Annotated in this window: 23 protein-coding genes; 13 read left to right on the top strand and 10 right to left on the bottom strand. The window is 65.5% G+C overall.

Going from position 1 to position 26,110, the window contains the following annotated elements; genetic code table 11:
- Position 1: 1 nt before the first annotated feature.
- The 4 genes from LCL94_RS04510 (at position 2) to LCL94_RS04495 (ending at position 2,275) form a co-directional block, all read left to right on the top strand.
- The gene (locus LCL94_RS04510) at positions 2-562 is read left to right on the top strand and encodes a hypothetical protein (RefSeq protein WP_224831165.1); all 561 of its coding nucleotides are present in this window, start codon (positions 2-4) and stop codon (positions 560-562) included.
- A 99-nt stretch (positions 563-661) separates the two neighbouring features.
- The gene (locus tag LCL94_RS04505; protein ID WP_224831164.1) at positions 662-1,123 is read left to right on the top strand and encodes a Dps family protein; all 462 of its coding nucleotides are present in this window, start codon (positions 662-664) and stop codon (positions 1,121-1,123) included.
- A 73-nt stretch (positions 1,124-1,196) separates the two neighbouring features.
- Positions 1,197-1,817, top strand: coding sequence for a 6-phosphogluconolactonase (locus LCL94_RS04500; protein ID WP_224831163.1), 621 nt, complete (start codon positions 1,197-1,199; stop codon positions 1,815-1,817).
- Positions 1,805-2,275 carry an NUDIX domain-containing protein gene (locus tag LCL94_RS04495; protein ID WP_224831162.1) on the top strand — a complete coding sequence of 157 codons (471 nt, stop codon included), beginning with the start codon at positions 1,805-1,807 and terminating at the stop codon, positions 2,273-2,275. The genes LCL94_RS04500 and LCL94_RS04495 overlap by 13 nt, the downstream gene beginning before the upstream one ends.
- Here LCL94_RS04495 and dinB read toward each other — a convergent pair.
- Positions 2,272-3,387: a DNA polymerase IV gene (gene dinB, locus LCL94_RS04490; RefSeq protein WP_224831161.1), complete on the bottom strand. Its 1,116-nt coding sequence runs from the start codon at positions 3,385-3,387 to the stop codon at positions 2,272-2,274. The genes LCL94_RS04495 and dinB overlap by 4 nt on opposite strands.
- A 65-nt stretch (positions 3,388-3,452) precedes the next feature.
- On the opposite strand from dinB, the gene LCL94_RS04485 reads away from it, so the two are divergent.
- Complete coding sequence (locus tag LCL94_RS04485) at positions 3,453-4,718, top strand: multidrug effflux MFS transporter (RefSeq protein WP_224832660.1); 1,266 nt, start codon at positions 3,453-3,455, stop codon at positions 4,716-4,718.
- On the opposite strand, the gene LCL94_RS04480 is transcribed toward LCL94_RS04485, so the two are convergent.
- From LCL94_RS04480 to crtY, 6 genes are all read right to left on the bottom strand, one after another.
- Complete coding sequence (locus LCL94_RS04480) at positions 4,715-6,265, bottom strand: acyl-CoA carboxylase subunit beta (RefSeq protein ID WP_224831160.1); 1,551 nt, start codon at positions 6,263-6,265, stop codon at positions 4,715-4,717. The two genes, LCL94_RS04485 and LCL94_RS04480, sit on opposite strands and share 4 nt — an antisense overlap.
- Positions 6,266-6,323: 58 nt before the next feature.
- Positions 6,324-8,192, bottom strand: coding sequence for an acetyl/propionyl/methylcrotonyl-CoA carboxylase subunit alpha (locus LCL94_RS04475; RefSeq protein WP_224831159.1), 1,869 nt, complete (start codon positions 8,190-8,192; stop codon positions 6,324-6,326).
- A 36-nt stretch (positions 8,193-8,228) separates the two neighbouring features.
- Positions 8,229-9,149, bottom strand: a complete 921-nt coding sequence (locus tag LCL94_RS04470) for a phytoene/squalene synthase family protein (protein WP_224831158.1) — start codon at positions 9,147-9,149, stop codon at positions 8,229-8,231.
- Positions 9,150-9,244: 95 nt separating this feature from the next.
- Complete coding sequence (locus LCL94_RS04465; RefSeq protein ID WP_224831157.1) at positions 9,245-9,826, bottom strand: TIGR00730 family Rossman fold protein; 582 nt, start codon at positions 9,824-9,826, stop codon at positions 9,245-9,247.
- Positions 9,826-11,364, bottom strand: a complete 1,539-nt coding sequence (locus LCL94_RS04460; protein ID WP_222553752.1) for a phytoene desaturase — start codon at positions 11,362-11,364, stop codon at positions 9,826-9,828. The genes LCL94_RS04465 and LCL94_RS04460 overlap by 1 nt, the downstream gene beginning before the upstream one ends.
- Positions 11,361-12,545: a lycopene beta-cyclase CrtY gene (gene crtY, locus LCL94_RS04455; protein ID WP_224831156.1), complete on the bottom strand. Its 1,185-nt coding sequence runs from the start codon at positions 12,543-12,545 to the stop codon at positions 11,361-11,363. Before crtY ends, LCL94_RS04460 begins: the two co-directional genes overlap by 4 nt.
- Positions 12,546-12,671: 126 nt before the next feature.
- Between crtY and LCL94_RS04450 the strand changes: the two genes are divergently transcribed.
- Together LCL94_RS04450 and LCL94_RS04445 are read left to right on the top strand one after the other, a co-directional pair.
- Positions 12,672-13,553: a MipA/OmpV family protein gene (locus LCL94_RS04450; RefSeq protein WP_224831155.1), complete on the top strand. Its 882-nt coding sequence runs from the start codon at positions 12,672-12,674 to the stop codon at positions 13,551-13,553.
- Between the two features lie 57 nt (positions 13,554-13,610).
- The gene (locus LCL94_RS04445; protein WP_224831154.1) at positions 13,611-14,204 is read left to right on the top strand and encodes a DUF2585 family protein; all 594 of its coding nucleotides are present in this window, start codon (positions 13,611-13,613) and stop codon (positions 14,202-14,204) included.
- Positions 14,205-14,208: 4 nt separating this feature from the next.
- Here the strand turns inward: LCL94_RS04445 and LCL94_RS04440 are convergent, their stop codons facing one another.
- Both LCL94_RS04440 and LCL94_RS04435 read right to left on the bottom strand, forming a co-directional pair.
- Positions 14,209-14,724 (bottom strand): hypothetical protein, encoded by a 516-nt coding sequence (locus LCL94_RS04440; protein ID WP_224831153.1) that lies wholly within the window; start codon positions 14,722-14,724, stop codon positions 14,209-14,211.
- 67 nt (positions 14,725-14,791) lie between these two features.
- Positions 14,792-16,852, bottom strand: coding sequence for a S9 family peptidase (locus LCL94_RS04435; protein ID WP_224831152.1), 2,061 nt, complete (start codon positions 16,850-16,852; stop codon positions 14,792-14,794).
- A gap of 121 nt (positions 16,853-16,973) precedes the next feature.
- Here LCL94_RS04435 and LCL94_RS04430 point away from each other — a divergent pair, with 121 nt between their 5' ends.
- The 6 genes from LCL94_RS04430 (at position 16,974) to LCL94_RS04405 (ending at position 24,394) form a co-directional block, all read left to right on the top strand.
- The gene (locus tag LCL94_RS04430) at positions 16,974-18,245 is read left to right on the top strand and encodes a metal-dependent hydrolase family protein (protein WP_224831151.1); all 1,272 of its coding nucleotides are present in this window, start codon (positions 16,974-16,976) and stop codon (positions 18,243-18,245) included.
- Positions 18,242-19,174: an MBL fold metallo-hydrolase gene (locus LCL94_RS04425; protein WP_224831150.1), complete on the top strand. Its 933-nt coding sequence runs from the start codon at positions 18,242-18,244 to the stop codon at positions 19,172-19,174. The genes LCL94_RS04430 and LCL94_RS04425 overlap by 4 nt, the downstream gene beginning before the upstream one ends.
- Before the next feature lie 101 nt (positions 19,175-19,275).
- Positions 19,276-21,096, top strand: a complete 1,821-nt coding sequence (locus tag LCL94_RS04420; RefSeq protein ID WP_224831149.1) for a DUF885 domain-containing protein — start codon at positions 19,276-19,278, stop codon at positions 21,094-21,096.
- Between the two features lie 26 nt (positions 21,097-21,122).
- Complete coding sequence (locus LCL94_RS04415) at positions 21,123-22,910, top strand: DUF885 domain-containing protein (protein ID WP_224831148.1); 1,788 nt, start codon at positions 21,123-21,125, stop codon at positions 22,908-22,910.
- 70 nt (positions 22,911-22,980) lie between these two features.
- Positions 22,981-24,123, top strand: a complete 1,143-nt coding sequence (locus tag LCL94_RS04410; RefSeq protein ID WP_224831147.1) for a glycosyltransferase family 87 protein — start codon at positions 22,981-22,983, stop codon at positions 24,121-24,123.
- Between the two features lie 121 nt (positions 24,124-24,244).
- The gene (locus LCL94_RS04405; protein WP_170290012.1) at positions 24,245-24,394 is read left to right on the top strand and encodes a hypothetical protein; all 150 of its coding nucleotides are present in this window, start codon (positions 24,245-24,247) and stop codon (positions 24,392-24,394) included.
- Positions 24,395-24,491: 97 nt separating this feature from the next.
- Here LCL94_RS04405 and LCL94_RS04400 read toward each other — a convergent pair whose 3' ends face one another.
- A complete protein-coding gene (locus tag LCL94_RS04400; RefSeq protein ID WP_224831146.1) occupies positions 24,492-26,015 on the bottom strand; it encodes an alanine/glycine:cation symporter family protein in 1,524 nt (507 codons plus the stop codon).
- Between the last annotated feature and the right edge of the window lie 95 nt (positions 26,016-26,110).

Below are 26,110 nucleotides of genomic sequence, written 5' to 3'. Positions count from 1 at the left end.
AATGAGCGCGTTCTTCTTCGCCCTTGTCACCAGCTTCGTGCTGTCGGCGGGCGCACGCGACCAGCTGCTGGTGGCGTATTTGCGTGCCGAACTGGGACCCTCGACCGGCCTCCTCGCGACCGCGCTCGCCTGCGCGGCGCTGACCGGCGCACTGGCCGGATGGGCCGGCGGCCGGTTTGCCCAAATGCTATCGGTCAATGCGTCGCAGATGTTCGTCGCGCTGGCCCTGCTGCTGTCGGCAGCCGAGCTGGCATGGCCCATTCGAGGCCGGATGCCGGAAGAGCCCACACGCTCGCTCGGCGCGGCTGCGCTCACGCTGATCCTGCGACAGGCGACCGATGCCGCGCGCTTCGTCGTTTTTGCACTGGCGGCGGCGCTCGCCCTCCCGCACATGGCTGCAGGGGGCGGGGCAATGGGCGGTATGGCCGCCATGGTAGCCGGCTATGCCTTGGGGCCGAAGCTTGCAAAATTGCCGTTGAGGGGCCTGCGACTTGGCCTTGCTTTCATGCTCGCAGTGATGGCTGTAACAATCGGATTATCCGTTCGTGGATTGATATCTTAATCGCCTGAAGCGATTAAACCGACCTAGATAGACCATGAAACCCCCCGCTTGCCCGACCGTTGGTTGGACAAGACAGAAATCCGACCAAGGGGAAAAATCATGGCCGAACTCGGCAACAATTCGAAAGCCGGTCTGGTGACCGCTCTGAACGGCGCACTGGCCGACACGCTGGCGCTCTACATGAAGACCAAGAACTTCCACTGGCACGTCGCAGGCCCGCGTTTCCGCGACCTGCACCTGCTGTTCGACGAACAGGCCGCCCAGCTGATCGGGACGGTCGACGCCATCGGCGAACGCGTGCGCAAGAACGACGAATACACGCTTACCTCGATCGGGACGATCGCGAGCGAGACCAAGATTGCCGACCAGGACGACGTCACGATCACAGCCGATGCGATGGTGGCCGAACTGCGCGACGACAATCGCAAGCTTCACGACCGCTTGGCCAAGGTGAAGGAAGAAGCCGAGGCAGTAGGCGACAACGCCACCAGCGGCATCGTCGATGACTGGATCGACCAGACGGAGGAGCGCATCTGGTTCCTCAACCAGACCGCCAAGTAAGGCCTTCGAAAAAAATACCAATTCAGGCCCGTTCGTACCTTGGGTGCGGACGGGTTTGCTGTATGTGACGGGCATGGCTGACGTAACGATCATCGAGAATGCGGACGACGGCGCGATCGCCGATTGGCTGGCGGCCCGCATCGGAGAGGCACTGGCATCCACCGAAGGCCCGGTGACAATCACCGTGCCGGGCGGCTCGACCCCGTTCCCCATCATCGGCAGGCTGCTGGAAAGCGATCTCGACTTCGCGCGGCTGGTCGTCTGGCCGAATGATGACCGGATCGTGCCGGAAGACCATGCAGCCTCGAATACGGGAAAGCTGCGCGCCCTGTTCGAACCCGCCGGTGCCGAAGTCGTGACGCTGACCGAGATGGAAGCCGTGCCGCGTTTCGACCTTGCCTGGCTCGGAATGGGGGCGGACGGGCACATCGCCTCGCTCTTCCCCAATACCGACCCGCAGCTCGATGAAGCGCATCGGATCGTGCGCCTGACCCCAGATCCGCTGCCGCCCGAAGCGCCCTTCGACCGCATCAGCCTGACGCTGCCGGCCCTGCTCGATTCCGCGCAGGTCGCTTTCGTGATCCGCGGCGAGGACAAGCGCGCCGTCTTCGATGCCGCCGCTGCCGGTGCCAGCGACCTTCCAGTCGCCCGTTTCCTGTCGGGCGCGAGCCAGCCGGTGACATGCTTCACCTGATCCCGGTTCCGGCCCACCGGTTCGCCCTTCGCATCGCCTATCGCATCCGTGCCATCGTCCGGCAGCGCACCGGCGTGAGCCGTGACGGTGTCAGCGTGATCGCGCGCGACTTCGACGGGCAAATCCTGCTCGTGCGGCACAGCTACGGGCCCGATTTCTGGTACTTCGTCGGCGGCGGTATCGACCGGGGCGAGACGCCTGAAGAGGCCGCTCGGCGCGAACTGCGCGAGGAAGTGGCCTGCGAAATCAGCGCGCTCAAGCAGATCGGCACGATCGACGAAACACTGTCGGGCGCAGCGCACACGGCGCATATCTTCTCGGGCGTGGTGAACGACGTGCCGAAGGCCGACGGGCGCGAAATCGTCGAAGCGCGCTTCTTCCCCACGCATTCGCTGCCCGAACCGCTCAGCCCGCGCACGCGCGCGCGGCTGGCGCTGTGGCGCCAGCGCGCAGGCTAGAGCAGGCTGAGCTGCGCGTCGGGGCGGGAGGGCTCGTCCTCGCCGTCGCGCTGCAGTTTCGACAGGGTCAGGCCCATCAGCCGGATCGGCATGGGCAGCGGCAGGACCTCTTCCAGCAAAGCGCGGCCGATGGCGGCGAATTCTTCCTTGCTCTCGATCGGCCTGTCGACCGTCTTTGCGCGGCTGAAGATCTGGAAGTCGGTGTACTTCATCTTTAGCGTGACCGTGCGGCCCTTCGCCTCGGCCCGTTCGATATAGCCCCAGACGATGTCGATGATGTCCTCCATCGTCTCGCGCAATTCGCTGCCCGATGACAGGTCGCGGCTGAAGGTGCGCTCCCCGCCGACAGACTTGCGGATGCGGCTGGAGCGGACGGGCCTCAGGTCGATGCCCCGCGCCGCACGGTAGAGATAGTCGGCGAAACTGCCGAAATGGGCGCGCAGCCACTCGATGTCCTTGGCGGCAAGGTCCGCACCGGTCTCGATGCCCAGCCGGTCCATCTTCTCCGCGCCCTTGGGCCCCACGCCGTGAAAGCGCCTGACCGGCAGCGACTGGACGAATTCCGCCCCTTCGCCGGGGCGAATCACGCACAGGCCGTCGGGCTTGTTCTGGTCGCTCGCAAGCTTGGCGAGGAACTTGTTGTAGGACACGCCCGCGCTCGCGGTCAGTTTCGTCTTGGCGCGGATTTCCTGCCGGATAAGTTCGGCAATGCGCGTTGCACTGCCGATACCGAGCTTGTCCTCGGTCACATCGAGATAGGCCTCGTCGAGGCTCAGCGGTTCGACAAGATCGGTGTGGTGGCGGAAGATCGCGCGGATCTGCTGGCTGACCTCGCGATAGACATCGAAGCGCGATTTGCAGAAGATGAGGTCGGGGCACAGCCGTTTGGCCGTGACCGAGGGCATCGCGCTCCGCACGCCGAACTTGCGCGCTTCGTAGCTGGCGGCGGCGACCACGCCGCGTCCGCTCGATCCGCCGACCGCCACGGGCTTGCCGCGCAGCTCCGGATTGTCGCGCTGCTCGACGCTGGCGAAGAAGGCATCCATGTCGACATGGATGATTTTCCTGAGGCCGTCGGCCTCCTCCTCATCGCTGCCTTCCGTGTCGCTCATGCAACATCAGATAGCGACACGCCTTGCAAAGCGGAACCTTGTGCGCCACCCGCCATTTTGTGCAAATGCGAAACGACCAGCTTGCCAGCGGGGAACGACCCCCGGCCGCCGCCGCGAGGCGTACGCCGATAGGCGAGCGTGAACTCATCTGGATGATGGCGCTGCTGATGGCGCTGAATGCGTTCGGCATCGACGCCATCCTGCCCGCACTCGACGTGTTGGCCGGCGATCTGGGTGCGAAGGGCAATCGCCGCCAGTTCGTGGTCGGTGCCTACCTGCTCGCCGCCGGCATCGGTACGCTGGTGCCGGGAGCTTTTGCCGACCGCTACGGCCGCCGGCCCGTGCTGTTCGTCGCGCTGTTCCTCTACATCGTGCTGTCTATCGCCTGCGCGCTGGTGACAAGCTTCGACGGGTTGGTGGCCCTGCGCGCCGCACAGGGCTTCTTCGCGGCGGGCATCATTGCCCTGCCGCCCGCCATCATCCGCGACCGCGTGGGCGGCGACCGCATGGCGCGCATGATGAGCCTGATCTTCGTGATCTTCCTGCTCGTGCCTGCCGTCGCGCCCAGTGTCGGGCAAGGCGTGCTTGTGCTGATGGGCGACTGGCGCTGGATCTTCGTGTCGATGGCCGTGGCCGGCGTGGCGATGAGCGCATGGGTCTATTTCCGCCTGCCCGAGACGCTGCACGAAGAAGACCGGCAGGAAATCCGCATTCCGGTGATCGCGCGCAACATGAAGGCCGCGCTGACCTTGCGCGAGACCATCGGCTACACGCTCGGGAGCGCGCTGGTTTTCGGTGGATTGTTCGGCTTCATCAATTCGAGCCAGCAGTTGATCGGCGAGGCCTTCGGCGCGGGCGACCGCTTCCCGCTGATCTTCGCGATCTGCGCGGGCTGCATGGCGCTGGCCAATTGGTCGAACAGCCGCATCGTGGAACGGTTCGGCGCGCGCAAGGTCAGCCATGCCGCGCTGTTCGCCTTCATCGCGATTGCGGCAGCCCAGTATTATTTCGCCAACCAGCCCGACGAGACGCTGTGGACCTTCGTCCCGCTGATGGCGGCTAACATGAGTCTGCTGGGCTTCATCGGGGCCAATTTCGGCTCGATCGCCTTGCAGCCATTCCGCCATATCGCGGGTGCCGCCTCAAGCGCGCAGGGCTTCCTGCGCATGACCAGCGGCGCTCTGCTCGGTGCCTTCGTCGGCTTTGCCTATGACGGGACCGCGCGTCCACTGGCGCTGGCGCTGCTGGTGACGGCGGTGCTCAGCCTTGCCTTCGTGCTGTTTTCCGAACGCGGCTCGCTGTTCGGCGACAAGCTGGAAGACGACGCCTAGCTTTCCGCTTCCAACCTGCGCCAGGCAAGCGAGGCGAATTCGCACAGCAGGGGCCGCGTGTCGCGCGGGTCGATGATGTCCTCGACATTGAAGCGCTCGGCACTGCGGAAGGGGCTGGTGACCTTTTCCAGCCGCGCCCGGATGGCTTCCAGTTCGGCGGCCGGATCGTCCGCGGCTTCGAGTTCCGACTTGTAGGCGACCTCCAGCCCGCCCGCGATGGGCAGGCTGCCCCAGTCGCCCGAAGGCCAGCAGTATCGGTACTGGTAAGTCTCGGCATTGCTCATGGCGCTGCCGGCGATGCCATATGCGCGGCGCAGGACCACGGAGGCGAGCGGGACGCTGGCCTTGTAGATCGCGTTCATCGCCTGCACGCCGTAACGGATGGTCCCCGCCATCTCCGCTTCGCGCCCGATCATGAAGCCGGGGTTGTCGACCAAGTGGACGATCGGCAGGCGGAACTGGTCGGCCAGCTTGACGAAGCGTTCGACCTTCTCGCTGGTCTTGGCTTCCCACGAACCGCCAAGGTAGCTGGGGTCGCTTGCCAGAACCATCACCGGCCAGCCGTCGAGGCGGGCGAGCGCGGTGATGCAGGCGCGGCCCCACATCCGTCCGATCTCGAACACCGTGCCCTGGTCGAACACCATCTCCATGCAGCGGCGCATCGAATAGACTGCCTTGGGATCGCGCGGGACGAGGCCGGACAGCGCATCTTCACGCCGGTGGACCGGGTCGGTGCAAAGCGAGCGGCGGGCAAGCTGGCCGACGTGCTCGGGCATGAAGGAGAGGAAGTGGCGGGCACGGGCGAAGGCCTCGGCCTCGCTTCCCACCTCGTCGTCGACCACGCCGTTGCGGGTGTGGATTTCCGAACCGCCGAGGTCTTCCTTGGCCTGCTGGTGGTCGGCCGAGCCCTTGTAGGCTTCACCCAGCCCGTCGACCACGGCAGGCCCGGCGGCGAAGATCTGGCTGAGGCCCTTCACCATGACCGAGTAATGGCTGGCCACCGTACGCGCCGCGCCGAGGCCCGCCGTCGGGCCGAGCGCGAGGGCAACGACCGGCACCGTGTCGAGGTTCTTCACCACGTCCGACCAGCCGGGAACGGCGGGGATATAGGTCGCGCCGATCTGTTCGAGCGTCTTCACGCTTCCGCCGCCGCCGGTGCCGTCGATCATGCGGATGATGGGCAGCTTGAGCTCGTGCGCCATCTTTTCGGCCTGCACCATCTTGCGGCTGATGCCTGCGTCGGCCGCCCCGCCGCGAATGGTGAAATCGTCGGCCGTCGCCACGACCGGGCGGCCGTTCACCAGCGCCTTGCCGAACAGGAAGGGAGCGGGAAGGACGCCGGCGAGATTGCCGTCCTCGTCATAGGAACCGCGTCCTGCGATCTTGCCGATCTCGCGGAAAGAACCTTCGTCGCACAGCGCCGCGAGGCGGGCGCGCGCGTCCATCTTGCCGCGTGAATGCTGGCGGGCGACCTTGTCCGCGCCGCCCATCTGCTCGGCCAGCGCCTCGCGGTGGCGCAGTTCTTCCAGTTCCTTGTCCCAGCCCATGCGCGTGTTCTCTCCTCAGGGAAGGCACGCTTGCAAGGGATGGGCCGAAAGGAAAGCCCTATTCTTCTACGGGCTCCACAACCGCCAGCACGGCCTCGACCTGCACCTGGCTGCCGGCGCTGACCGACAGGCCGGTGACGGTCCCGTCGAACGGCGCGGTGAGGGCGTGTTCCATCTTCATCGCTTCGAGCACCATCAGGCGCTGGCCCACGGTGACGGTGTCGCCGTCTGCCACATCGACCGCGATGACCTTGCCCGGCATGGGGGCGATGATGTCGCCGTCGTGGGCATGGTGATGGCCGCCGCCGCGCGTCGACAGCGCGAAGTCGTAGGCCATGCCCTCGTCGAACACGATAACGCTTTCCGCATCGAGCAGGCCGGTCGCCTCGGGCAGCGCGCCATCGCCCGACAGGGTGCGGGTCTCGCCGCCATTGGCCAGCGCGACGCTGCGGCGCGGTTCGGCGTTGAGACGGAATCCGGACAGCGAGCTGCCTTCGGTGTCCTCGTCCTCGTCGAACAGCGCGAAGGCAGCTGCGGTCTGCCAGACCTCCTCGTCCGGTTCGCCCGTCGGAACGAGGCTGTCGAGCCGTTCGCCGATGAAGCCCGTGTCGAGATTGCCCATGACGAAGTCGGGATCGTTGAGCGCGCGGTTGAGGAAACCGGCATTGGTGCGCACGGGCCAGACTTCGACGCCTGCAGTCATTGCATCGAGACCTTCGATGGCCTCGTCGCGGGTTTCGCCCCAGCTGACCAGCTTGGCCACCATCGGGTCGTAGAAGGGCGAGATCGCATCGCCTTCCTCGACGCCGGTTTCCACGCGACCTTCCTCGACGAATTCGAGATGGTCGAGACGGCCGGTACTCGGCAGGAAGCCCTTGGCCGGGTCTTCCGCATAAAGGCGCGCCTCGATAGCCCAGCCGTCGATGACGAGGTCTTCCTGGCTGAGCGGGATCGGCTCGCCGCTTGCGACGCGCAGCTGCCATTCGACCAGGTCCACACCGGTGATCTCCTCTGTCACCGGATGCTCCACCTGCAGGCGGGTATTCATTTCCATGAAGAAAATGCGGTCGGCGCGCAGGCCTTCGCTGGCATCGGCGATGAATTCGATCGTGCCCGCACCCTCGTAATCGACCGCCTTGGCGGCGCGCACGGCGGCGGCGCAGATCTCTTCGCGGGTGGCCTCGTCCATGCCGGGAGCGGGGGCTTCCTCGATCACCTTCTGGTGGCGGCGCTGCAATGAGCAGTCGCGTTCGAACAGGTGGACGACGTTGCCGTGGCTATCGCCGAAGACCTGCACCTCGATGTGGCGGGGCGAGGTGATCCACTTTTCGAGCAGCACCTCGTCGTTGGAGAAGCTGGCCTTGGCCTCGCGCCGGCAGCTTTCCAGCGCGGCCTCGAAATCGGCTGCGGCATCGACCTTGCGCATCCCCTTACCGCCGCCGCCAGCGACTGCCTTGATCAGCACGGGATAACCGATCCCGTCGGCTTCCTTCTTCAGGCGTTCGACCGACTGGTCCTCGCCGAGATAGCCCGGCGTCACCGGCACCCCCGCAGCGATCATGCGCTCTTTGGCGGCGTCCTTCAGGCCCATCGCTTCGATGCTGGCAGGCTTCGGTCCGACCCAGATCAGCCCCGCGTCGATCACGGACTGCGCGAAACCGGCGTTTTCGGAGAGGAATCCGTAGCCCGGATGGATCGCCTCGGCGCCCGTCTGCTTCGCGGCGGCGATGATCTTTTCGCCCACCAGATAGCTTTCGGCAGCGGGCGAGGGGCCGATGTGGACCGCCTCGTCGGCGCTGCGGACATGCAGCGCCTTCGCATCGGCATCCGAATAGACCGCGACAGTGGCGATGCCCATTTCACGCGCGGTGCGGATGATGCGGCAGGCGATCTCGCCGCGATTGGCGATGAGGAGCTTTTGGATCATGGACGCTCGCTAGACGTAGCGTCGCGCAGCTTCAAGCTACCAGCCTGCAACAGGGCGGAAATCGTGGCGCGTCCAGATGATCGGTTCGGCAGGACCGGAGGGACGGTTCCGCAGTGCTTCGAAGAAGGCGGTGGCGACGTGCCAGAGCTTCTCGGGGCCACTCACGCGCACGCGGCGGTCCCACGCCTTCTGCCCGCGGGAGAGGACCTTGCGCCCGATGGCGCCGTAGATATTGGCCGCGGCCAGCACCGCCCAGCGCTGGCGGAACCGCAGCTTCTTCGCGCCGAGTTTCGATGCAGCCTCGTGCTTTTCCATCAGCGCGATCAGGCGCGGCATCAGGCTGGCGAGGGCGAAACGGTTGTCCGGATGCGCGTGTTCGCCTGCCTGCCAGCCCCTTTCGGCCAGCCAGGTGGCAGGCAGGTAGCAGCGCCCCGCCTCGGCATCCTCGACGATATCGCGCGTGATATTCGCCATCTGGAAGGCCAGGCCGAGATCGCAGGCCCGGTCGAGCGTTTCGCCGTCGTCCGTGCTCACGCCCATCACCACGGCCATCATCACGCCGACGGAACCTGCCACGTGATAGCAATAGCGCAGCATGTCGGCCTCGGTCCTGGGCTGCCAGCGCGTCGCGTCGAGCGCGAAGCCGCCGATCATGTCGTTGGCCATTTCCCAGGTGAGACCCGTCTCGTCGGCGACCAGCCCGAAGGCGTCGAAGGCGAAATCGGCCGTGGGCTGTTCGTCGAGCGCGCGCTTCGTCAGCACGCGGATCGCCTGCACGCGGTCTTCCGCGTTCTTGAGATCACCCTGGTCGCCCAGTGGCCCGCCCTTGTCCTGATTGTCTGCGATGTCGTCGCAGCGGCGGCACCAGGCATAAAGCAGCCATGCCCGCTCGCGCGTTCCGCGATCGAACAGCTTGGAAGCGGCGGCGAAGCTGTGCGAGCCTTCCTCGATCGCCACGCGCGCCTTGTCGACCAGGAAGTGCCGCTCGCGCCCGCCGCCAGCCCGGGCCGGCGTCTGGCGCAGGTTCTGGGTGGTGAGGGGGCGCGGCTTGTTCAGAGGTCGTCGGCCTTCATCTGGAAAATCGGCGTATGCGGCACGTAGTTTTCCATCTGGTCGAGCAAGCCGCCCAGCGTCGTGTCGTGCACGAGGATGCCCTGGTGCACGGGCCGCACGAAGCCGACCTCGGCCATCTTGCGGTTGAAGGCGATCAGCTCGTCATAGAAGCCGAAAGCATTGAGCAGGCCGACCGGATTGTCGTGATAGCCGAGCTGCGCCCAGCTCATCGCTTCCCACAATTCGTCCATCGTGCCGACCCCGCCGGGGATGGTCACGAAACCGTCGGACAGATCGGTGAAGCGCTGCTTGCGCTCGTGCATGCCGGAGACGGTGTAGAGTTCGGTGCAGTCGTGATTGGCGACTTCGGAATTGGCGAGCGCGTCGGGAATGACGCCGATCACCTCGCCGCCCGCATCGAGCGCGCCGCGCGCGGTCGCGCCCATCAGACCGAGGCGGCCACCGCCGTAGACGACACCGATGCCGCGTTTCGCAAGGCCGGCTCCGACATCATAGGCAAGCTGGATATAGCGCGGATCTTCGGGCGATGCCGAACCGCAGTAGACGGCAAGACGTTTCATCAGGCGAGCAAATCCTCAAGCATGAGCCCCGCGGTCGCCTTGGCGCTGCCAACGACGCCGGGGATGCCGGCGCCCGGGTGCGTGCCCGCGCCCACGAGGTAGAAATTGTCGATCACGTCGTCGCGATTGTGCCCGCGGAAGAATGCGCTTTGTGTCAGCACCGGTTCGAGGCTGAAGGCGCTGCCCATATGGGCATTCAGATCCATCGCGAAATCGCGCGGCGCGTAGTGGAACTTGGTCTTGATCCGGCCATGGAGGCCCGGGATCAGGCGCCGCTCGACCTCGTCGAGAATGCGCTTTTCCAGGATCGGGCCCATTTCCTGCCAGTCCACCGACAGCTTGCCCATGTGGGCGACCGGCACCAGCGCGTAGAAGGTACTCATGCCTTCAGGCGCCATGCCCGGGTCGGTCACGCTGGGGTGGTGGAGGTAGATCGAGAAATCCTGCGGCAGGACGCCGTGGTCGTAGATGTCCTCGAGCAGGCCCTTGTAGCGCGGGCCGAACAGGATCATGTGGTGCGGGATGCCCGGCCATGTGCCCTCGATGCCGAAATGGACGACGAAGAGGCTGGGCGAAAAGCTCTTGCGCGACAGCGACTTGGCGTAGGTCTTGCCCCGTTTGGAACCGGCCAGCAGGTCCTTGTAGCTGTGCATGATGTCGGCATTGCTGGCGACCGCGTCGAAACGCTGCTTCCAGCCGGAATGGGTTTCGACCTCGCTCGCCTTGCTGCCGAGCGTGTGTACCTGCACCACCGGGTCGTGCAGGCGGACGGTGCCGCCGATCCGTTCGAAATGGGTGACCATGGCCGCGATGAGCCGGTTGGTGCCGCCCTTGGCCCACCAGACACCGCCGTCCTTCTCCAGCTTGTGAATGAGGGCGTAGATGCTGCTGGTCTTCATCGGGTTGCCGCCGACCAGCAGCGTGTGGAACGACAGCGCCTCGCGCAGTTTCTCGTTCTCGACGTAGCTTGAAACCATCGAATAGACGCTGCGCCACGCCTGCTTTTTGGCGAGAGCCGGAGCCGCCTTCAGCATCGACTTGAAGTCGAGGAAGGGCTTGTGCCCCAGCTTGACGTAGCCTTCCTCGTAGACACCGGCGGAATAGTCGAGAAACCGCTGGTATCCGGCAACGTCCGCGGGGTTGAGCTTGGCGATCTCGCCGAACAGTTCTTCCTCGTCGTTCGAATAGTCGAAATTCGTGCCGTCAGGCCAGTTGAGCCGGTAGAACGGCATCACCGGCATGATCTCGATATCCTCGGCCATGTCGTGGCCGGTCAGGCCCCAAAGTTCGCGCAGGCAGTCTGGATCGGTGATGACGGTGGGGCCGGCATCGAAGGTGAAGCCGTCCTTTTCCCAGTAATAGGCCCGACCGCCCGGCTTGTCCCGCGCTTCCACGACCGTCGTCGCGATGCCTGCGGACTGCAGGCGGATGGCAAGCGCAAGGCCGCCGAAACCAGAGCCGATCACGCAGGCGGTGCGGCCGGTCTGGGGAATCTCGGTGGCGGAGGAAATATCGGGAGGCGTTACATCGGCGTTCATCGTCGATCCTCTTGGACGAGCGGCGCTCCCTTGCCAAGCAGGGCTGCGACCGCACGCGAAATTGGTACCGGCGGCTTTCCTGACAGGATCCGCATTTTGTCGAGGGCGCTGGAACGCGCGGCATAGAACCGTTCGATCAGGGGTTCGCCCAAGCGGTAGAAGCGCTCGAACACCCGATATCGTTCCTCGGGGATCGCTGCTTCGAACAGCATCTTGCCGAGCAGGCGATAGAAGCCCGTGCGGCGCCAGTGTTCATGCGCGCGCCGGTCGACCAGGCGGGCAAGCTCGTCGCGCGGAAAGGCGGCGGCATCGGCGATGGCGAGCGCGTTCTCGACCGCCACCGGGATGGTGTAGCTGGTCAGCGGATGCACGAAGCCGCCGCGTGCGCCGGCCAGCACCACTTCGGGTTCTTCCAGCGAAGCGCGGTAGGCCGCGAAATCGCCCCCGGTGATGACCGGAAGCACGCCGGTTTCCTCGTGCAGCACCGTGGCTTCCCAGCCCTTGTCCGCGGCATAGGCGGCGATGCGTTCGCGCAGGGCCGGCGCATCGAGCGTGGCGCTGTCGGCGTAATAGGTGTCCTCTACGAAGATCTCGTCCGGCCCCATCGGCAGGAGATAGACGAAACGATAGGCGCCGTGCTGCCGGACCGTCGCATCCATGATCACGGGGCGTTCGATCCCGTGGGGGCTGGCGGTACGCAGGTGCTGGCCGAGGAAAACCTGCCAGCCGCCCGTCAGGTGCTTGCTGGGCCCGGCATCGCGGCAGTCGATGACGGTGCGCGCTTCCACGCGCTCTCCGGAAGCAAGCTCGATCCCCGAGGCATAGAGGCGCGCCACCCGCGAGCCGAGCTGCTGGGCTTCCTGCGGCAATTCGCGGCGCAGCGTGCGATCGAAATCGCGGCTGTCGAGCGAGCGGTAATTGGCCGAAAGCACGCGCCGGTGCGCGGGAAAGCGGACCTCGTTTCCGCCGGTCCATTCGGTCCGGGCGAAAGGCGCGAGCAGTGCCTCGCCCTGCTGCGACAAATCGCTTTCGAACCAGCTCCAGCGGTGGTTGCCGCCGAAGCTGTCGCCCGCCTCGAACAGGGCGAGCGAGAGCGAGGGATGCGCGCGGCGGATCGCCAGCGCGGCAAGTCCGCCGGCAAGCCCTCCTCCTACGATCGCGATGTCGAACCTGCGGCCCATGGGGAAAGTCGCTTAAGGGTGCAGGGCCAGCGCGGCAATCGCTTTGCGCGATTTCAGCTTCGCTGATACGGAACACGCAGGCCGCTTGTCCGTTGGCGGATGAAGGGCAAGACGAGGGAATCCCCGATGAAATATGCAGTTTTCGTGGCCGCCGGCCTGCTTGCAGGCACTGCGGCGACACCGCTCGCGGCGCAGGATGCCGATGTAAACGTGTCGCCGCCAGCCGGGCCGCCGACCACGGTATTCGACGGCGATTACCTCAGCGTGGGCGTGGGTGTGGCCTACAATGCCAGCTATTCGGGGTCGGACGACTACCAGCTCAGCGCGCTGCCGATCGTCCAGGGTTCGCTCGGCGGCGTGGCGATCAATCCGCGCCCTGCCGGCCTCGCACTCGATTTCATTCCCGATCCCGACGACGGCATCGCCTTTTCCGCCGGTCCGCTGCTGCGCATCAACCGCGACCGCGCCGATATCGACGACATCGACGACGATATCGTGGCGGCCTATGGCGAGCTGGAAACCGCGATCGAGGTGGGGGCAAGTCTCGGGGTCAAGCTGCCCAAGCTGCTCAACCCCTTCGACAGCCTGAGCTTCAACGTCGATGCCGGCTGGGACGTGAACGGCGCGCATGGCGGAATGACCGTCTCACCGAGCGTGACCTATTTCACCCCGCTCAGCCGCGCGATGGCCGCCTCGCTCAGCGTCAGCACGAATTGGGTCGATGACGATTTCGCCGACTATTACTATTCAGTCCCCGCGACCAATTCCGCGCTCACTGCAGCCGATGTGCTGCCGGGCTTCCAGGCGGAAGGCGGGTTCGAAAGCGTCGGGGTGAACCTGCTGCTGGCTTACGACCTTAGCGGCGATGTGACCGACGGCGGATTGTCGCTGATCGGGCTGGGCGGCTATTCGAAATTGCTCGGCGATGCGGCGGACACGCCCTTTACCAGCATTCGCGGCAGCTCGAACCAGTATTTCGTCGCGCTGGGCATCGGCTATACTTTCTAGCGGATAGAATTCGCGGACCACTTGTCGGGGTGGGGCTGTGCGCGCAGTCTCGCCCCTATGACTGCGAACCCACTGAGACCGCACCGCGCGGCGATCATCGCCGGCCTCGTCATAACGGCCGCCACGCTTGCCGTGCTCTTCGCCATGAACCGGCCGCCGATCTGTACCTGCGGCTATGTCGCGCTGTGGTACGGGGACATCAACGCTTCGGGCAACAGCCAGCACCTGTCCGACTGGTACACGCCCAGCCACATCATCCACGGAATGCTGTTCTACGCGCTCGGCTGGCTGCTGTTCTCGAGGGCAGGCATCGGCGGCAAGCAGGCGGCCCGGTACAGCTTCACACTCGCGGTTTTCCTAGAAGCGGCATGGGAGATCATCGAGAACACGCCCATGGTCATCGACCGCTATCGTTCGGTCACGGTGAACTGGGGCTATTCGGGCGACAGCATCATCAATTCCATGGCCGATATCGGCTGGATGAGCCTTGGGTTCTTCCTCGCGCTCAAGCTGCCCGTGCGGGTGACGGTATTGCTGGCGATCATCATGGAGGTCGTCGCGGCCCTGGTGGTGCGCGACAATCTGACGCTCAACGTCATCATGCTGGCCTATCCGTTCGAATTCATCCGCGAATGGCAGGCGCTGGGCTAGGCGGTCACTCCTTCGCCGCCTTAGCGGCCCATTCGGTCTTCTTGCGCTCTGCCCATTCCATGCGACTGCGCAGCTTGCCCTCGTAGGGCACGCCGGGCGAAATCGGCAGGGCTTTCACCGTTCCGATATCAAGGCCGTAGATACGGTCATCCTCGCCGAGATAAGCCTTGGCCGGCACACCTTGGGAAAGCTGGTCCCTGACTGTCTTGAGACTGCCGAGATCGACGGTGAGCATCCATTCGGAATGGCTGTTGGCGAACAGCAGGACGGCCGTGTCACTATCTTCGCCGAGCGGGCTGAATAGCCTCACCGTACCCTTGCGCTCGCGCCCGCCGGCATAGGCCGCGCGCCGTTTCATTCGCAGGCGCAGGTGGGAAATGCCGGCCAGCAGGGTGAGGCCGCCCATCATGCCAATGATCCACATCATGACTGCAGGCGGCTCGTCCTCGCCCAGCGGGATGAACCCCAATGCAAGCGCAAGGAAGAATGCGCCAACGGCTATGGCCAGCAGTGCCCGCAAAAAACCCGCCTCCCGAAAGTGTCCGGAAGGCGGGTCTTTAGCAGGCAGGGCTTAAGAAATCGCCCCGTCAGTCGTCCTTCTTGGCCGTTCCGGCCGTACCCTCGGCGAGGTCGGGGCGCGGATCGGGCAGTTTCGCGTCGCGGTCGCCCGTCTTCAGGTAGGTGTCGAACCATTCCATCATGCGCAGATTGTAATCATAGCGCGCGGCGGCCTTCTGGTTGCCGTGGCCTTCGCCCGGGTACAGCACGAGGCGAACCGGAGTCTCCGGCTTGCGCACCTTGATCGAGCGGTAGAGCTCGTAGCTCTGGCTCGGCGCGACGCGGGTGTCTTCCGCACCGTGCATGATCAGCAGCGGGGTTTCGGCCTTGTCGACATGGTAGATCGGCGAGACTTCGAGCATTTTCTGCCAATTGTCCCACGGCCATGCGCGGCTGTGCACATTGTACATCTCGTAAGGAATGTCGGTGGTGCCGAACTTCGAGATCTGGTTCGAAATGCCGACGAACATCACACCGGCAGCGAATTCGTCACTGTAATAGGTGCTGGTCCACGCCGTCGCATAGCCGCCGTAGGACCCGCCCGTCACGCCGACGCGGTCGGCATCGGCCACGCCCGCCTCGACCAGCGCGCGCTTGGCATCGACGAGGTCACGGAATTCGGGATCGGTGTAACGGCCCTGGTGCTGCTTCGAGAACGCCGTGCCGTAGCCGGTCGACCCGCGATAGTTCGGCAGGAAGACGGCATAGCCCTTGCCCGCGGCCACCTGGCCCGGCTTGGAATAGGCGGTCTGCCAGCCATTGCTGTCATGCGCTTCGGGGCCGCCATGGACGTTGAGGATCAGCGGGGCGCCGCCCTTCGGCACGCCGCCGACCGGCTCGATCAGCACGCCTTCGACCTGCTGTCCGTCGGTCGCGGTGAAAGTGAAGGCGCGCTGTTTGCCGAAGTCGATTTCGGACAACCACGGATTGTGCTGCGTCCAGCGGGCGAAGGCGCCGTTGTTCCACACGAACAGTTCGGTCGGGTGCTGCGGGCTGCTCGCCTCGACGGCGATGGTGTTGCCGCCCGTTTCCACGTTGGAGAGGATGAGTTCGCCGCCGTCATGCTCTTCGGCGACGCTGCCGTCGGCATTGTAGATGCGCAGCGCCGACTGCACGCCCTTATGGATCACTGCAGCAAGACGGCCGTCGGCCAGCCATGCGGCATCGACCGCAGCTTCGGGCGCGCCTGCGTTCAGCGCGCGGAAGCTGCCGCTTGCCACGTCGACGAGGTGCAGCGTCGTATCGGCGGGGTCGTTCATGTCGACGCCCGCGATCATCGACAGCTGCTTGCCGTCGGGCGAAACCTCGATGTCGCCCAGCTTGCCGGGCGTTTCGACCACGGCCAACACCTTGCCGGTGCCAAGGTCGATCACGTGGGCACGCTTGGAGGTATATTCATCGTCGATCTGCGGCGTGGGCGCGCTGTCGACCACGGCGGTCTTGCCGCCCGGCGCGACCTTGAAGCCGCTGACATAGCCGGGGATGGTCACGGCCTTGGGAGATGCATCCACTTCCGTGCCAACCTTGGCGGAGAACAGGCGGTTGAGACGGGCTTCCTCTTCATAGACGATGGCGTTGAAGCCGGCCTTCGACTGCTTTTCGCGGTCCTTGTCCTTTTCGGCAGAGGCCAGCATCCAGATGGCCGAACCGTCGGGTGCCCAGGCGTAGGAGCGCACGCTCGCATCCTTGACCGCCGCCAGCTTGCGATGCGCGCCGCCGTCGACCGGAATGCCCCAGACGGCGCGGTCGCCGTCCTTTTCGGTCCACAGGAAGCTGATGGTGCGGCCATCGGGCGAATACTGGATGGCGGAGACGTTCATGCTGTCGGGCAGGAAGTCGCGTGCATTCATCGGGCCATAGGCGAGCTTCAATTGCTGTTCGGTCGAACCGTTTTCCTCGCCCTCGGTCACGTCGGGGAGGGCGGCAGTGGTGTAGGCGATGCTGCGGCCATCGGGCGAGACGGCCACGGTGCCCACGCTTTCGAGCGCGGCGACGTCTTCGGGCGTCATCGGGCGGGCCTGCGCCTGCGCGGCAATCGATGCGGTGGCCAGCAGGCCTGCGGCAAGGACGGTACGGCGAATTCGGGTCAAGGTTCTCTCCTCTGGGAATCGTCTGGCGGTCTCATAGCGACCTCGCGCCTGAGGGCAAACCGGGGCTTGCGGGCGGCGGGCGGTGCAGGCATCAGGCGGCCAAGGGACAAGAGGAGATTCCATGCGCAAACTGATCGCCGGGCTGACTGCCAGCCTGCTCGCCGCCACTTCGCCGCTGGCCGCAGAGACGACCATCATCCATGCCGACGGCCTCGTGGTCGATGCCGCCAGCACGCCGATGGGCAAGGCGACCGTCACCGTGAGGGACGGCGTGATCGTCAGCGTGGAGGAAGGCTGGAAGGGCGTCCCCGACGGCGCGAACATGGTCCACCTCGAAGGGCGTACACTGGCACCTGGCCTTATCGACCTGCACACCCATCTGACCGGTGATCCGGGCGGCGACTTCTGGAAAGCGACGACCGAGCCGACCGAATGGGACGTGGTGATCGGGGCCAAGAACGCGCGCCTCACAGCCAAGGCCGGCTTCACCACCGTGCGCGAGGCGGGCAGCGCCCAGCATACTGCCTTCTCGCTGCGCCGCGCGACCGCGGAAGGGCTGGTTGCCGGACCGCGCATCGTTGCTGCCGGACCCTCGCTCGCCATCGTCGGCGGGCATGGCGACACCAACGGTTTCCTGCCCGAAGTGAACGCGCTGCTCGATGACGGCTACAACTGCACCGGCGCGGTCGAGTGTGCCGAGAAGGTACGGCTCGCCAGCCAGAACGGCGCCGACATCATCAAGATCACCGCGACCGGCGGCGTGCTGAGCCAGCAGGGCCGCGGGCTGGAGGCGCATTTCACCGATGCCGAGATGAAGAGCATCGTCGATACGGCCCGCTCGCTCGGCCTCAAGGTCATGGCCCATGCGCACGGCGCGCGCGGTATCGAGGCCGCGGCCCGCGCCGGCGTGACCTCGATCGAACACGGCACCTATATTGACGAGGCCGCCGCCAAGGCGATGCGCGAGAACGGGACCGTGCTGGTGCCCACGCTCATGGCCTTCCAGGGGATCAAGGGCAATCTGGGCAAGGGCGTCTACACGCCGGTCGTGGAAGACAAGGTCCGCGCCGTCGCCGCCTATGCCGAAAGTATCGTCGAGCGTGCCCGCAAATGGGGCGTGACCATCGCCTTCGGCACCGATGCCGGCGTGTTCGAGCACGGCGACAATGCCAAGGAGCTCGGCCTCATGCGCAAGGGCGGCATGTCAGACCGCGAAGTGCTCGCCAGCGCGACGACAGGCGCGGCCAAGGTGCTGGGCATGGAAAACCAGATCGGCCGCATCGCGCCGGGCTATTCGGCGGATATCATCGCGGTGCCGGGCAACCCGCTCGACGATGTGACCGTGATCGAGAAGACCGACTGGGTGATGGTGCGCGGCCGCATCATGGAATGAGGGCGATCCTCGCGCTCATTGCCGCGCTCGGCCTCGCAGTTCCGGCTGCCGGGGAAGAGGGCGGCATATGCGAGCGCGAGCTCGTCGTCCTCGGCGCAGGACAGGACGCAGGGGCGCCGCAGATCGGCAATGCGGATGACGCGGGAGAGCGTCTGCTGCCCTCGTCTCTTGCGCTAATCGATCGCGGTTCGAACAAGCGCTATCTGTTCGACGCCTCGCCCACGATCACCGAGCAACTGGCGTTGCTGGACGGGATCGAGCCACCGGCTGAAGGGCTTGGTGTGGACGGCATCTTCCTGACCCATGCGCATATCGGCCACTATCTCGGCCTTGCCTGGCTCGGGCGCGAGGCGGCCGGCGCGAAAGACGTGCCGGTCTATGCCCTGCCGCGCATGGCGGAGTTCCTGCGCGCCAACGGCCCGTGGAGCCAGCTGGTCGAGCTCGGCAATATCGAGGTCAGGTTGCTGGCGAACGGGGGCATTACGCCGCTCGACCTCGGGCGCCTGCGCGTGCTGCCCTACGCCGTGCCCCACCGCGACGAATATTCGGAGACGGCAGGCTTCATGGTCTTCGCGGGCAAAACCGCCTTCCATTACGTGCCCGACATCGACAGCTGGACGCAGTTCACGCGCGGCGATCGCTCGGCCCTGTTCGAACTGGTCGAGACGGGCCGCTATGTGTTCATCGATGCGACCTTCTGGGACGACAACGAATTGCCCGGCCGCGACATGAGCGAGATCCCCCATCCGCGCGTGAAGGCGACGATGGACATGCTGCAGCACCTGCCTGCCGACCAGCGCGCCAAGGTGCGCTTCATCCATTACAACCACACCAACCCGATCCGCGATCCGGCGTCGGCCGAGGCGCGCGAGGTGGAAGCGCGCGGCTTCGGTATCGCGCGGCGCGGCGACCGTTTCTGCCTCGATTGAGCGGCATTGATCGACGCGGGTAGGCCGCCTGTCCGCTTTGCCGCTTGCAGGGCCTGCCGGTGCGCCATAGGCGCTGGCACATCAAAACAGGGATAGAGCCAATGAAACCGATCCGCCTCGCGCTGGCCTGCGCCTCCGCCATCACGCTTGCCGCCTGCGCGGCGACCCCGCCGGTCGCAGACAGCGTGCCGGTTGTGCAATCCGACGAGGCCAGCGAACACGACAAGCTGTTCGGCCTGTTCGAGGATGCGGACGAGCGCAGCCTCAAGCTCAACCCGATCTCCGCTCTGTTCCGCGGCGACATGCGCTATGCCGACCGGCTGGGCGATTACATGACCGACGAGTTCAACGACGCGACCCGCGCAGATGCGCAGCTCAATCTTGCCAAGCTGGCCGAGATCGACCGTTCGAAGCTGTCGGCGACGGACCAGCTTGCCTATGACGTATTCGCCTACAACCAGCGCGAGGTGCTGGCCGGGCTGACCCCTGAAATCCTCGCTGCCACCAGCGTGCGTCCGGTCAACCATTTCGCAGGCTTCCACACTTTCTATCCCAGCTTCGCCAGCGGGCAGAGCGCGGCGCCCTTCGAAACGGTCGAGGATTACGAGAACAATTTGTCGCGCCACCGCGACTACGTTGCCTTGACCGATCGCTCGATCGCGCGCTTCCGCGAAGGCATGGCCAGCGGGGTGCTGGAAACCAAGCTGACCATCGGCAATGTCATCAGCCAGCTCGACACGCAGCTGGCGATGGATATCGAGGGATCGCCCTTCTTCATGCCGGTGAAGAACTTCCCCGACAGCTTCTCCGCTGCGGACAAGGCGCGGCTGGAGGCGGACTATCGCACCGGTATCGCGGACATCTACGCTGCCCATGCGCGCCTGCGCGATTTCCTGCGCGATGAATATTACGCCGCTGCGCGGGGCACCGTGGGCCTGTCCCAGATGAAGGGCGGCGAAGCGCTCTATCGCCGCCTGGTCGAGGATACGACCACCCTGCCGCTCGAGCCCGATTACCTTCACAACCTCGGCCTGTCCGAAGTCGCGCGCATCAAGGGCGAGCTGGAAAAGGTGAAGGCGGAGGTCGGCTTTGCCGGCACGCTCAACGAGTTCTTCGACTATGTCCGCACCGATCCCAAGTTCCAGCCGAAGAGCCGCGAGGCACTGACGCAGACCTATTACGATATCGGCAAGGAGGTCGATGCGAAGATCCCGCAGTATTTCTCGCTGACGCCCAAGACCCCGCTCGAGATCAAGCCTTACGAGGAATATCGCGAGAAGTTCGAGGCCGGCGGTTCCTACCAGGGCGGATCGCCCGACGGATCGCGCCCGGGCACCTTCTATTTCAACGCCTACGACCTGCCCAGCCGCCTGACGACGGGCAATGTCACGCTCTACCTCCACGAAGGCGCGCCGGGGCACCATTTCCAGATCAGCCTCGCGCAGGAAAACGAGGCGCTCCCCGCCTTCATGCGCTTCGGCGGGACTACCGCCTATGTCGAGGGCTGGGCGCTCTATGCCGAGACGCTGGGCTACGAGATGGGCTTCTTCGAGGACCCGTGGAACCGCTATGGCACGCTGCAGGACGAACAGCTGCGCGCAATGCGGCTGGTGGTCGACACGGGCCTTCATTCCAAGGGCTGGACGCGCGACCAGGCGATCGACTTTATGCTGGAAAACTCGGGCATGACCCGCACCGAGGTCGTGGCCGAGGTGGAACGCTATATCGCCATTCCCAGCCAGGCGCTGGCCTACAAGGTGGGCGCGCTGAAGATCCAGGAACTGCGCCGCAAGGCAGAAGCCGCGCTGGGCGATGATTTCGACATTCGCGCCTTCCATGCGCAGGTGCTCGACACCGGCGGCCTGCCGCTCCCGGTGCTGGAAGGAAAGATCGACCGCTGGATTGCAGCCGGCGGCAAGTAAGCTCGCAAGGGGACCGAGGAGAGACGATGATGAAGACTTTCGCAGCGAAGACCGCGATGGCGCTGGTTCTGGCAACCGGACTTGGCGCCTGTTCGACCGTCGGCACTTATGCCGAAGCTCCGGTGGCGGCAGCGAAGCAGGCTACGGCAGCAGCGGCGCTCGATGCCCTCCTCGACCGCAGCGAGGCGGCCTATCTCGATCGCAATCCTACCGCCGCCTTCTTCCGCGGCGATTTCTCCGATGCGGACACGCTGGGCGATTTCTCGCCGGCCTATTACGCGAAGGAACGCGCCGCCGCGCAGGCGGACCTTGCCGCGCTGCGCCTGATCGATCGCAATGCGCTGAGCGAGACGGGCCGCATCGTCTACGACACCTTCGAATACACGATGCAGCGCCGCATCGCCGAGACCGATCCGGCCGTATTGCCGACCGTCCTGGCAACGCCGATCGACCATTTCCGCGGCTTCCATGTGTTCTATCCGCGCCTCTCGGCCCCCGGTGCGCTGATGCCGTTCGACACGGTCGCCGATTACGAGAACAACCTCGCCCGCCACCGGTCCGCAGCGAAGGGCGTGGACGACATGATCGCGCGCATGCGCACCGGCATGGCGCAGGGCATCACCCTGCCGCGCCTGACGGTCGAGATCATGGTCCAGCAGTTCGACACGCAGCTGGGCGCGCCCGATGCGTCGAACCCCTATTACGCGCCGCTGGGCGCCTTTCCCGCCAGCTTCTCGCAGGGCGAGAAGGACCGCCTGACGGCAGCCTACCGCGAAACCGTGCAGGGCACGTTGTTCCCGGCAATGAAGCGGATGCGCGATTTCCTCGCCAGTGAATACCTGCCGAAGGCTCGCGCCAACATCGCGGCGACCGACGGTCCGGGGGGCGATGACTATTACGCCTTCCGCATCGAGGAAATGACCACGTTGCCGCTGACGGCAGAGGAAATCCACCAGACCGGCCTTGCCGAAGTGGCGCGTATCAACCGTGCATTGGCGCAAGCCCGCGCCGAGGCCGGGGATCGCAAGCAGCAGACCTACACCACCAAGGCGGACCTGCAGGCTGCCTGGTACGAGGTCGGCCGCAAGGTCGATCCGCTGATGGACCGCCTGTTCCTCAACCAGCCCAAGACGCCGCTGCAGATCGAGCCCTACGAGGAATATCGCGAGGCCTTCAACCTCGCCGCCTCCTACTATCCCGGCAAGATCGACGGGTCGCGTCCCGGCACCTTCTACTTCAGCGGCTACAACGTGGCGGAGCGCAAGCTCGGCACCTCGGTCGCGCTCTACATGCACGAAGGCAATCCGGGCCATCACTTCGAGACCATGCTGGCCTACGAGAACGAGGAATTGCCCGACTTCATGCGCTACAACGGCTTTACCGCCTATGGCGAGGGCTGGGGCCTTTATGCCGAAAGCCTCGGCTACGAGCTGGGCCTTTATGACGACCCGCTCGACCGGATCGGCGCGCTTGCGGGCGGCGAACTGCTGCGCGCAGTGCGCCTCGTCGTCGATACCGGCATGCACGCCAAGGGCTGGAGCCGCGAGAAGGCGATCGAATATATGGTCGCCAACGGCCAGCCGCGCGATTTCGCCGAAAGCGAGACGGCGCGCTACATCGTGATGCCGGCGCAGGCGCTGGCCTACAAGACGGGCGAGCTGAAGATTAAGGCCCTGCGCGCCAAGGCCGAGAAGGCGCTGGGCAAGGATTTCGACGTCCGCCGCTTCCACGACCAGGTGCTCTCGACGGGCAATATCCCGCTGTCGGTGCTGGAAGCCAAGATCGACGCCTGGATCGCCGCTGGGGGCAAGTAACCCGCCACGCGTGACAGCAAAGCGCCGCGCGCCCTAGACGGGGCCTCTCGAAGTTCCGGGGAGGGCGCGCGTGCTCACACATCTTCGCGAGGCGGACTGGCTGACCGCAAGGCGCGTGCGCGGCTATGCGGTGCTGATCGCGATCGCCTCGCTTGCGCTGCTGGCGAACAGCTACATCAAGGCGATGCAGCCCGCCGGAACCGATTTCCTCGCCTTCTGGGGCGCAGGCCATGTCGCTGCCGCCGGCAATCCGGCGGCGGCCTACGACCTTGCCGTGCAGGAAAGTGTGCAGACCGCCACGGGAAGCGAAGGCTGGTTCGTCTTCGTCAATCCGCCGCCCTTCCTGTTCGCCGTGACGCCGTTCGGCGCGCTGCCGTTCCCGCTTGCGTGGATCGCGTGGGTGGCTGTGACCTACGCGCTGTGGGCCTGGGCGAGCAGCCGCGCCTTCCCGCGCCTGTGGCCGCTCGTCCTCGCCTATCCGGGCGCATTGCTGGCCGCTGGCCATGCGCAGACGGGGCTGCTGACGGGCGCGCTCCTGGTACTGGCGGTGCATTCGCTGGCGCAGCGTCCTGCGCTGTCGGGCGCGGCCATTGGCGCGCTGGTGGTGAAGCCGCACCTTGCCGTGCTCACCCCGTTCTGGCTGGCGATGGGCGGCAAGTGGCGCGCAATTGTCGCTGCGGGCGCGAGCGTGCTCGGCCTGCTGGCCGCTTCGTGGCTGGTGTTCGGCACGGACACGATGGCCGGCTACACCACCAGCTGGGAAGCCAGCCGCGCCATCATGGGCGAGCGCAGCGACGACTTCTTCCTGCGCATGGTGACCTTCTATTCGCAGGTCCGCCACTGGACGGGCGAGGGACCGGCGATGGTCGCAGGCGCGCTGAGCGGGCTTGCCGCACTGGCGGTGGCCATGCTGGCCTGGCGCAAATCCGGCGGAGACGTGCGGGCAAGCGCATCGGCCATGCTGGCGGCAACCGCGCTCGCATCGCCCTACCTGTTCAATTACGACCTGCCCTTCCTGATCTTCCCGACGCTGTGGCTGGTGGAGCAGGGGCTGGAGCGCGGTTTCAGGCCTTACGAGAAACTCGGCCTCGTCGCCTTGTGGTTCGCGCCCTACGCCACCCGCGCGGCGGCGCTCCCGCTGGACGTCAACTTCATGCCGCTGTGCTCGCTTGCTCTGCTGTGGCTCGTCTGGACGCGCGCCGGACAGCGCTGAAACCCTTCGGTCCCGATACGGGACAAGCACCCGCCCGCCGCCGATTTTCGCGGGAACCCGATGGCCGCATAGGGGGTTTTACGCGGCAGGACGGTGGGAAAGTATTTCATGGAGGAACCCCATGTCGAGCTTGTCCTTCCATAGCAGCCGCCCCGATCGGTGGGTGAAGCCGAAGCCCTATAGCGACGCGTCCCTGCGCTACAGGCAACACGGCAAGATCCTCCCGATGGAAGAGCCGGGTTTCTTCGCCCGCCTGTTCGGGGCTCGCTGAACGGTTCAGTCGGTTAGGACACCCTGAAAAGGGAAGGGGCCGGAGGTCGAAAGACCCCCGGCCCCTGATCTTTTGTGCCGTGTATGGCCGAAGAGGCTCAGTATTCCTCCGGCTCTTCCGGCGTATCGGCCATGTGCGTGGGCCCGGCATCCTTGATGCCCTTGGCCAGCTTGAACACCACACCGCTCAGCAGCGCGAGCGCCAGCAGGTTGGGCAGGGCCATGGCCGCGTTGGAAATGTCGCCGAGGCGCCAGACCAGTTCGGACGGCTGTGCCGCGCCGAGGAAGATCACCACGCACCACAGCACGCGCCATGCCATGTGCAGCTTCTTCTCGCCCGCCCGGTTGGACCCCTTCATCCTGTCGTAGAGGAAGGTGATCGCCCGCTCGCCGTAATAGGACCACGTCAGGAGCGTGGTGAAGACGAACAGGATCAGCGCGATCGAGGCGACCAGCGTACCGATCGGCACGCCGCCCAGCATCATCGGGAAAGCCGCGGCAAAGGCGCCGCTGGTCATCTCGAAGCCGACCTTGTCGGATTGCCAGGCGTGCAGCACCGCCTCGCCGCCAGCGGTGAAGTCGCCGCGCACGGTAAGGATGACCAGCGCCGTCATGGTGCAGATCACGATGGTGTCGATGAAAGTGCCCAGCATCGCCATGCGGCCCTGCTGTTCGGGATCGTTGGTCTGCGCCACGGCGTGGGCGATGGCGGTCGAACCCTGGCCGGCCTCGTTGGAGAACAGGCCGCGCGCGACACCGGCGCGGATCGCGATGATCATCGCCGCGCCGACGAAGCCGCCGCTCGCCGCCTGCGGGTTGAACGCCCCGTGGAAGATCAGCGCGAAGGTTTCGCCGAGGTCCCCGAAGTTCAGGATCAGCGCGATCACCGCCATGACGATGTAGGCCGCGGCCATGAAGGGCACGACTTTCTCGGCCACGTTACCGATCGACTTGATGCCGCCGATGATGACGATGAACACGAGGATCGCGACGATGAGGCCGCCGAGCCATTCCTCGATACCGAACAGTTCATTGAGGCCGTCCGCCACGGCATTGGCCTGGATCGAATTGCCCGTGACCAGTGCAGAGAACAGCGTGCCGAGGCAGAAGACCACGGCAAGCCAAGTCCATTTCTTGCCCAGGCCCATCATGATGTAGGTCATCGGACCCCCGCGCAGCACACCGTCGCTGGTGCGCTCGCGGTAGCGGATGGCGAGGCTGCCTTCGGCAAAGGCGAGCGCCATGCCGAACAGCGCGGTGATCCACATCCAAAAGATGGCGCCGGGTCCGCCCAGCGCAATCGCAGTGGCGACACCGGCAAGATTGCCCGTGCCGACCTGCCCGGACAGCGCGGTCGACAGCGCCGCGAAGGGCGAGATCTCGCCTTCGCCGGCGCTCTTGCGGCCTGCGAACAGGCCCTTGATCGCCGTGCCCAGCTTCAGGATCGGATAGAATTTCAGGCCGACCATGATCCACAGGCCCATGCCCAGCAGAACGATGGTCATGGGCGGGAAAGGCAGGACTTCCGCCCCGTTCCACGTCCCTACCCAGATGAAATCGGAAACATTGGTGACCGGCTCTACCAGCCGTTCTCCCAAGCTCGGTGCCTGGCTTGTTGCCATTGTCAGGTAACCCCTCTGTGCGTCCCTTGGATGTCAGGCGTGGCACGCTAGAGAGCGATGGCTCGCTTGAAAACCCGCAATTCCCCCGCTCTCCC

The sequence above is a fragment of the Qipengyuania gaetbuli genome (assembly GCF_020171365.1).
GTDB lineage: Bacteria > Pseudomonadota > Alphaproteobacteria > Sphingomonadales > Sphingomonadaceae > Qipengyuania > Qipengyuania gaetbuli_B.
The sequence above is the reverse complement of the archived record's forward strand: the minus strand, read 5'-3'. Positions and strand labels throughout refer to the sequence as shown.

What these genes read in the sequence shown, in the direction of transcription:
- LCL94_RS04505 (WP_224831164.1), top strand. Translation starts at nt 662, where the DNA reads ATGGCCGAACTCGGCAACAATTCGAAAGCCGGTCTGGTGACCGCTCTG.
- dinB (WP_224831161.1), bottom strand. Translation starts at nt 3,387, where the DNA reads ATGAGCGACACGGAAGGCAGCGATGAGGAGGAGGCCGACGGCCTCAGG.
- LCL94_RS04465 (WP_224831157.1), bottom strand. Translation starts at nt 9,826, where the DNA reads ATGAAACGTCTTGCCGTCTACTGCGGTTCGGCATCGCCCGAAGATCCG.
- LCL94_RS04425 (WP_224831150.1), top strand. Translation starts at nt 18,242, where the DNA reads ATGAGGGCGATCCTCGCGCTCATTGCCGCGCTCGGCCTCGCAGTTCCG.
- LCL94_RS04400 (WP_224831146.1), bottom strand. Translation starts at nt 26,015, where the DNA reads ATGGCAACAAGCCAGGCACCGAGCTTGGGAGAACGGCTGGTAGAGCCG.
- LCL94_RS04445 (WP_224831154.1), top strand. Translation starts at nt 13,611, where the DNA reads ATGACTGCGAACCCACTGAGACCGCACCGCGCGGCGATCATCGCCGGC.
- LCL94_RS04450 (WP_224831155.1), top strand. Translation starts at nt 12,672, where the DNA reads ATGAAATATGCAGTTTTCGTGGCCGCCGGCCTGCTTGCAGGCACTGCG.
- LCL94_RS04420 (WP_224831149.1), top strand. Translation starts at nt 19,276, where the DNA reads ATGAAACCGATCCGCCTCGCGCTGGCCTGCGCCTCCGCCATCACGCTT.
- LCL94_RS04485 (WP_224832660.1), top strand. Translation starts at nt 3,453, where the DNA reads ATGCGAAACGACCAGCTTGCCAGCGGGGAACGACCCCCGGCCGCCGCC.
- LCL94_RS04480 (WP_224831160.1), bottom strand. Translation starts at nt 6,265, where the DNA reads ATGGGCTGGGACAAGGAACTGGAAGAACTGCGCCACCGCGAGGCGCTG.
- LCL94_RS04405 (WP_170290012.1), top strand. Translation starts at nt 24,245, where the DNA reads ATGTCGAGCTTGTCCTTCCATAGCAGCCGCCCCGATCGGTGGGTGAAG.
- LCL94_RS04510 (WP_224831165.1), top strand. Translation starts at nt 2, where the DNA reads ATGAGCGCGTTCTTCTTCGCCCTTGTCACCAGCTTCGTGCTGTCGGCG.
- LCL94_RS04500 (WP_224831163.1), top strand. Translation starts at nt 1,197, where the DNA reads ATGGCTGACGTAACGATCATCGAGAATGCGGACGACGGCGCGATCGCC.
- LCL94_RS04460 (WP_222553752.1), bottom strand. Translation starts at nt 11,364, where the DNA reads ATGAACGCCGATGTAACGCCTCCCGATATTTCCTCCGCCACCGAGATT.
- LCL94_RS04430 (WP_224831151.1), top strand. Translation starts at nt 16,974, where the DNA reads ATGCGCAAACTGATCGCCGGGCTGACTGCCAGCCTGCTCGCCGCCACT.
- crtY (WP_224831156.1), bottom strand. Translation starts at nt 12,545, where the DNA reads ATGGGCCGCAGGTTCGACATCGCGATCGTAGGAGGAGGGCTTGCCGGC.
- LCL94_RS04495 (WP_224831162.1), top strand. Translation starts at nt 1,805, where the DNA reads ATGCTTCACCTGATCCCGGTTCCGGCCCACCGGTTCGCCCTTCGCATC.
- LCL94_RS04475 (WP_224831159.1), bottom strand. Translation starts at nt 8,192, where the DNA reads ATGATCCAAAAGCTCCTCATCGCCAATCGCGGCGAGATCGCCTGCCGC.
- LCL94_RS04415 (WP_224831148.1), top strand. Translation starts at nt 21,123, where the DNA reads ATGATGAAGACTTTCGCAGCGAAGACCGCGATGGCGCTGGTTCTGGCA.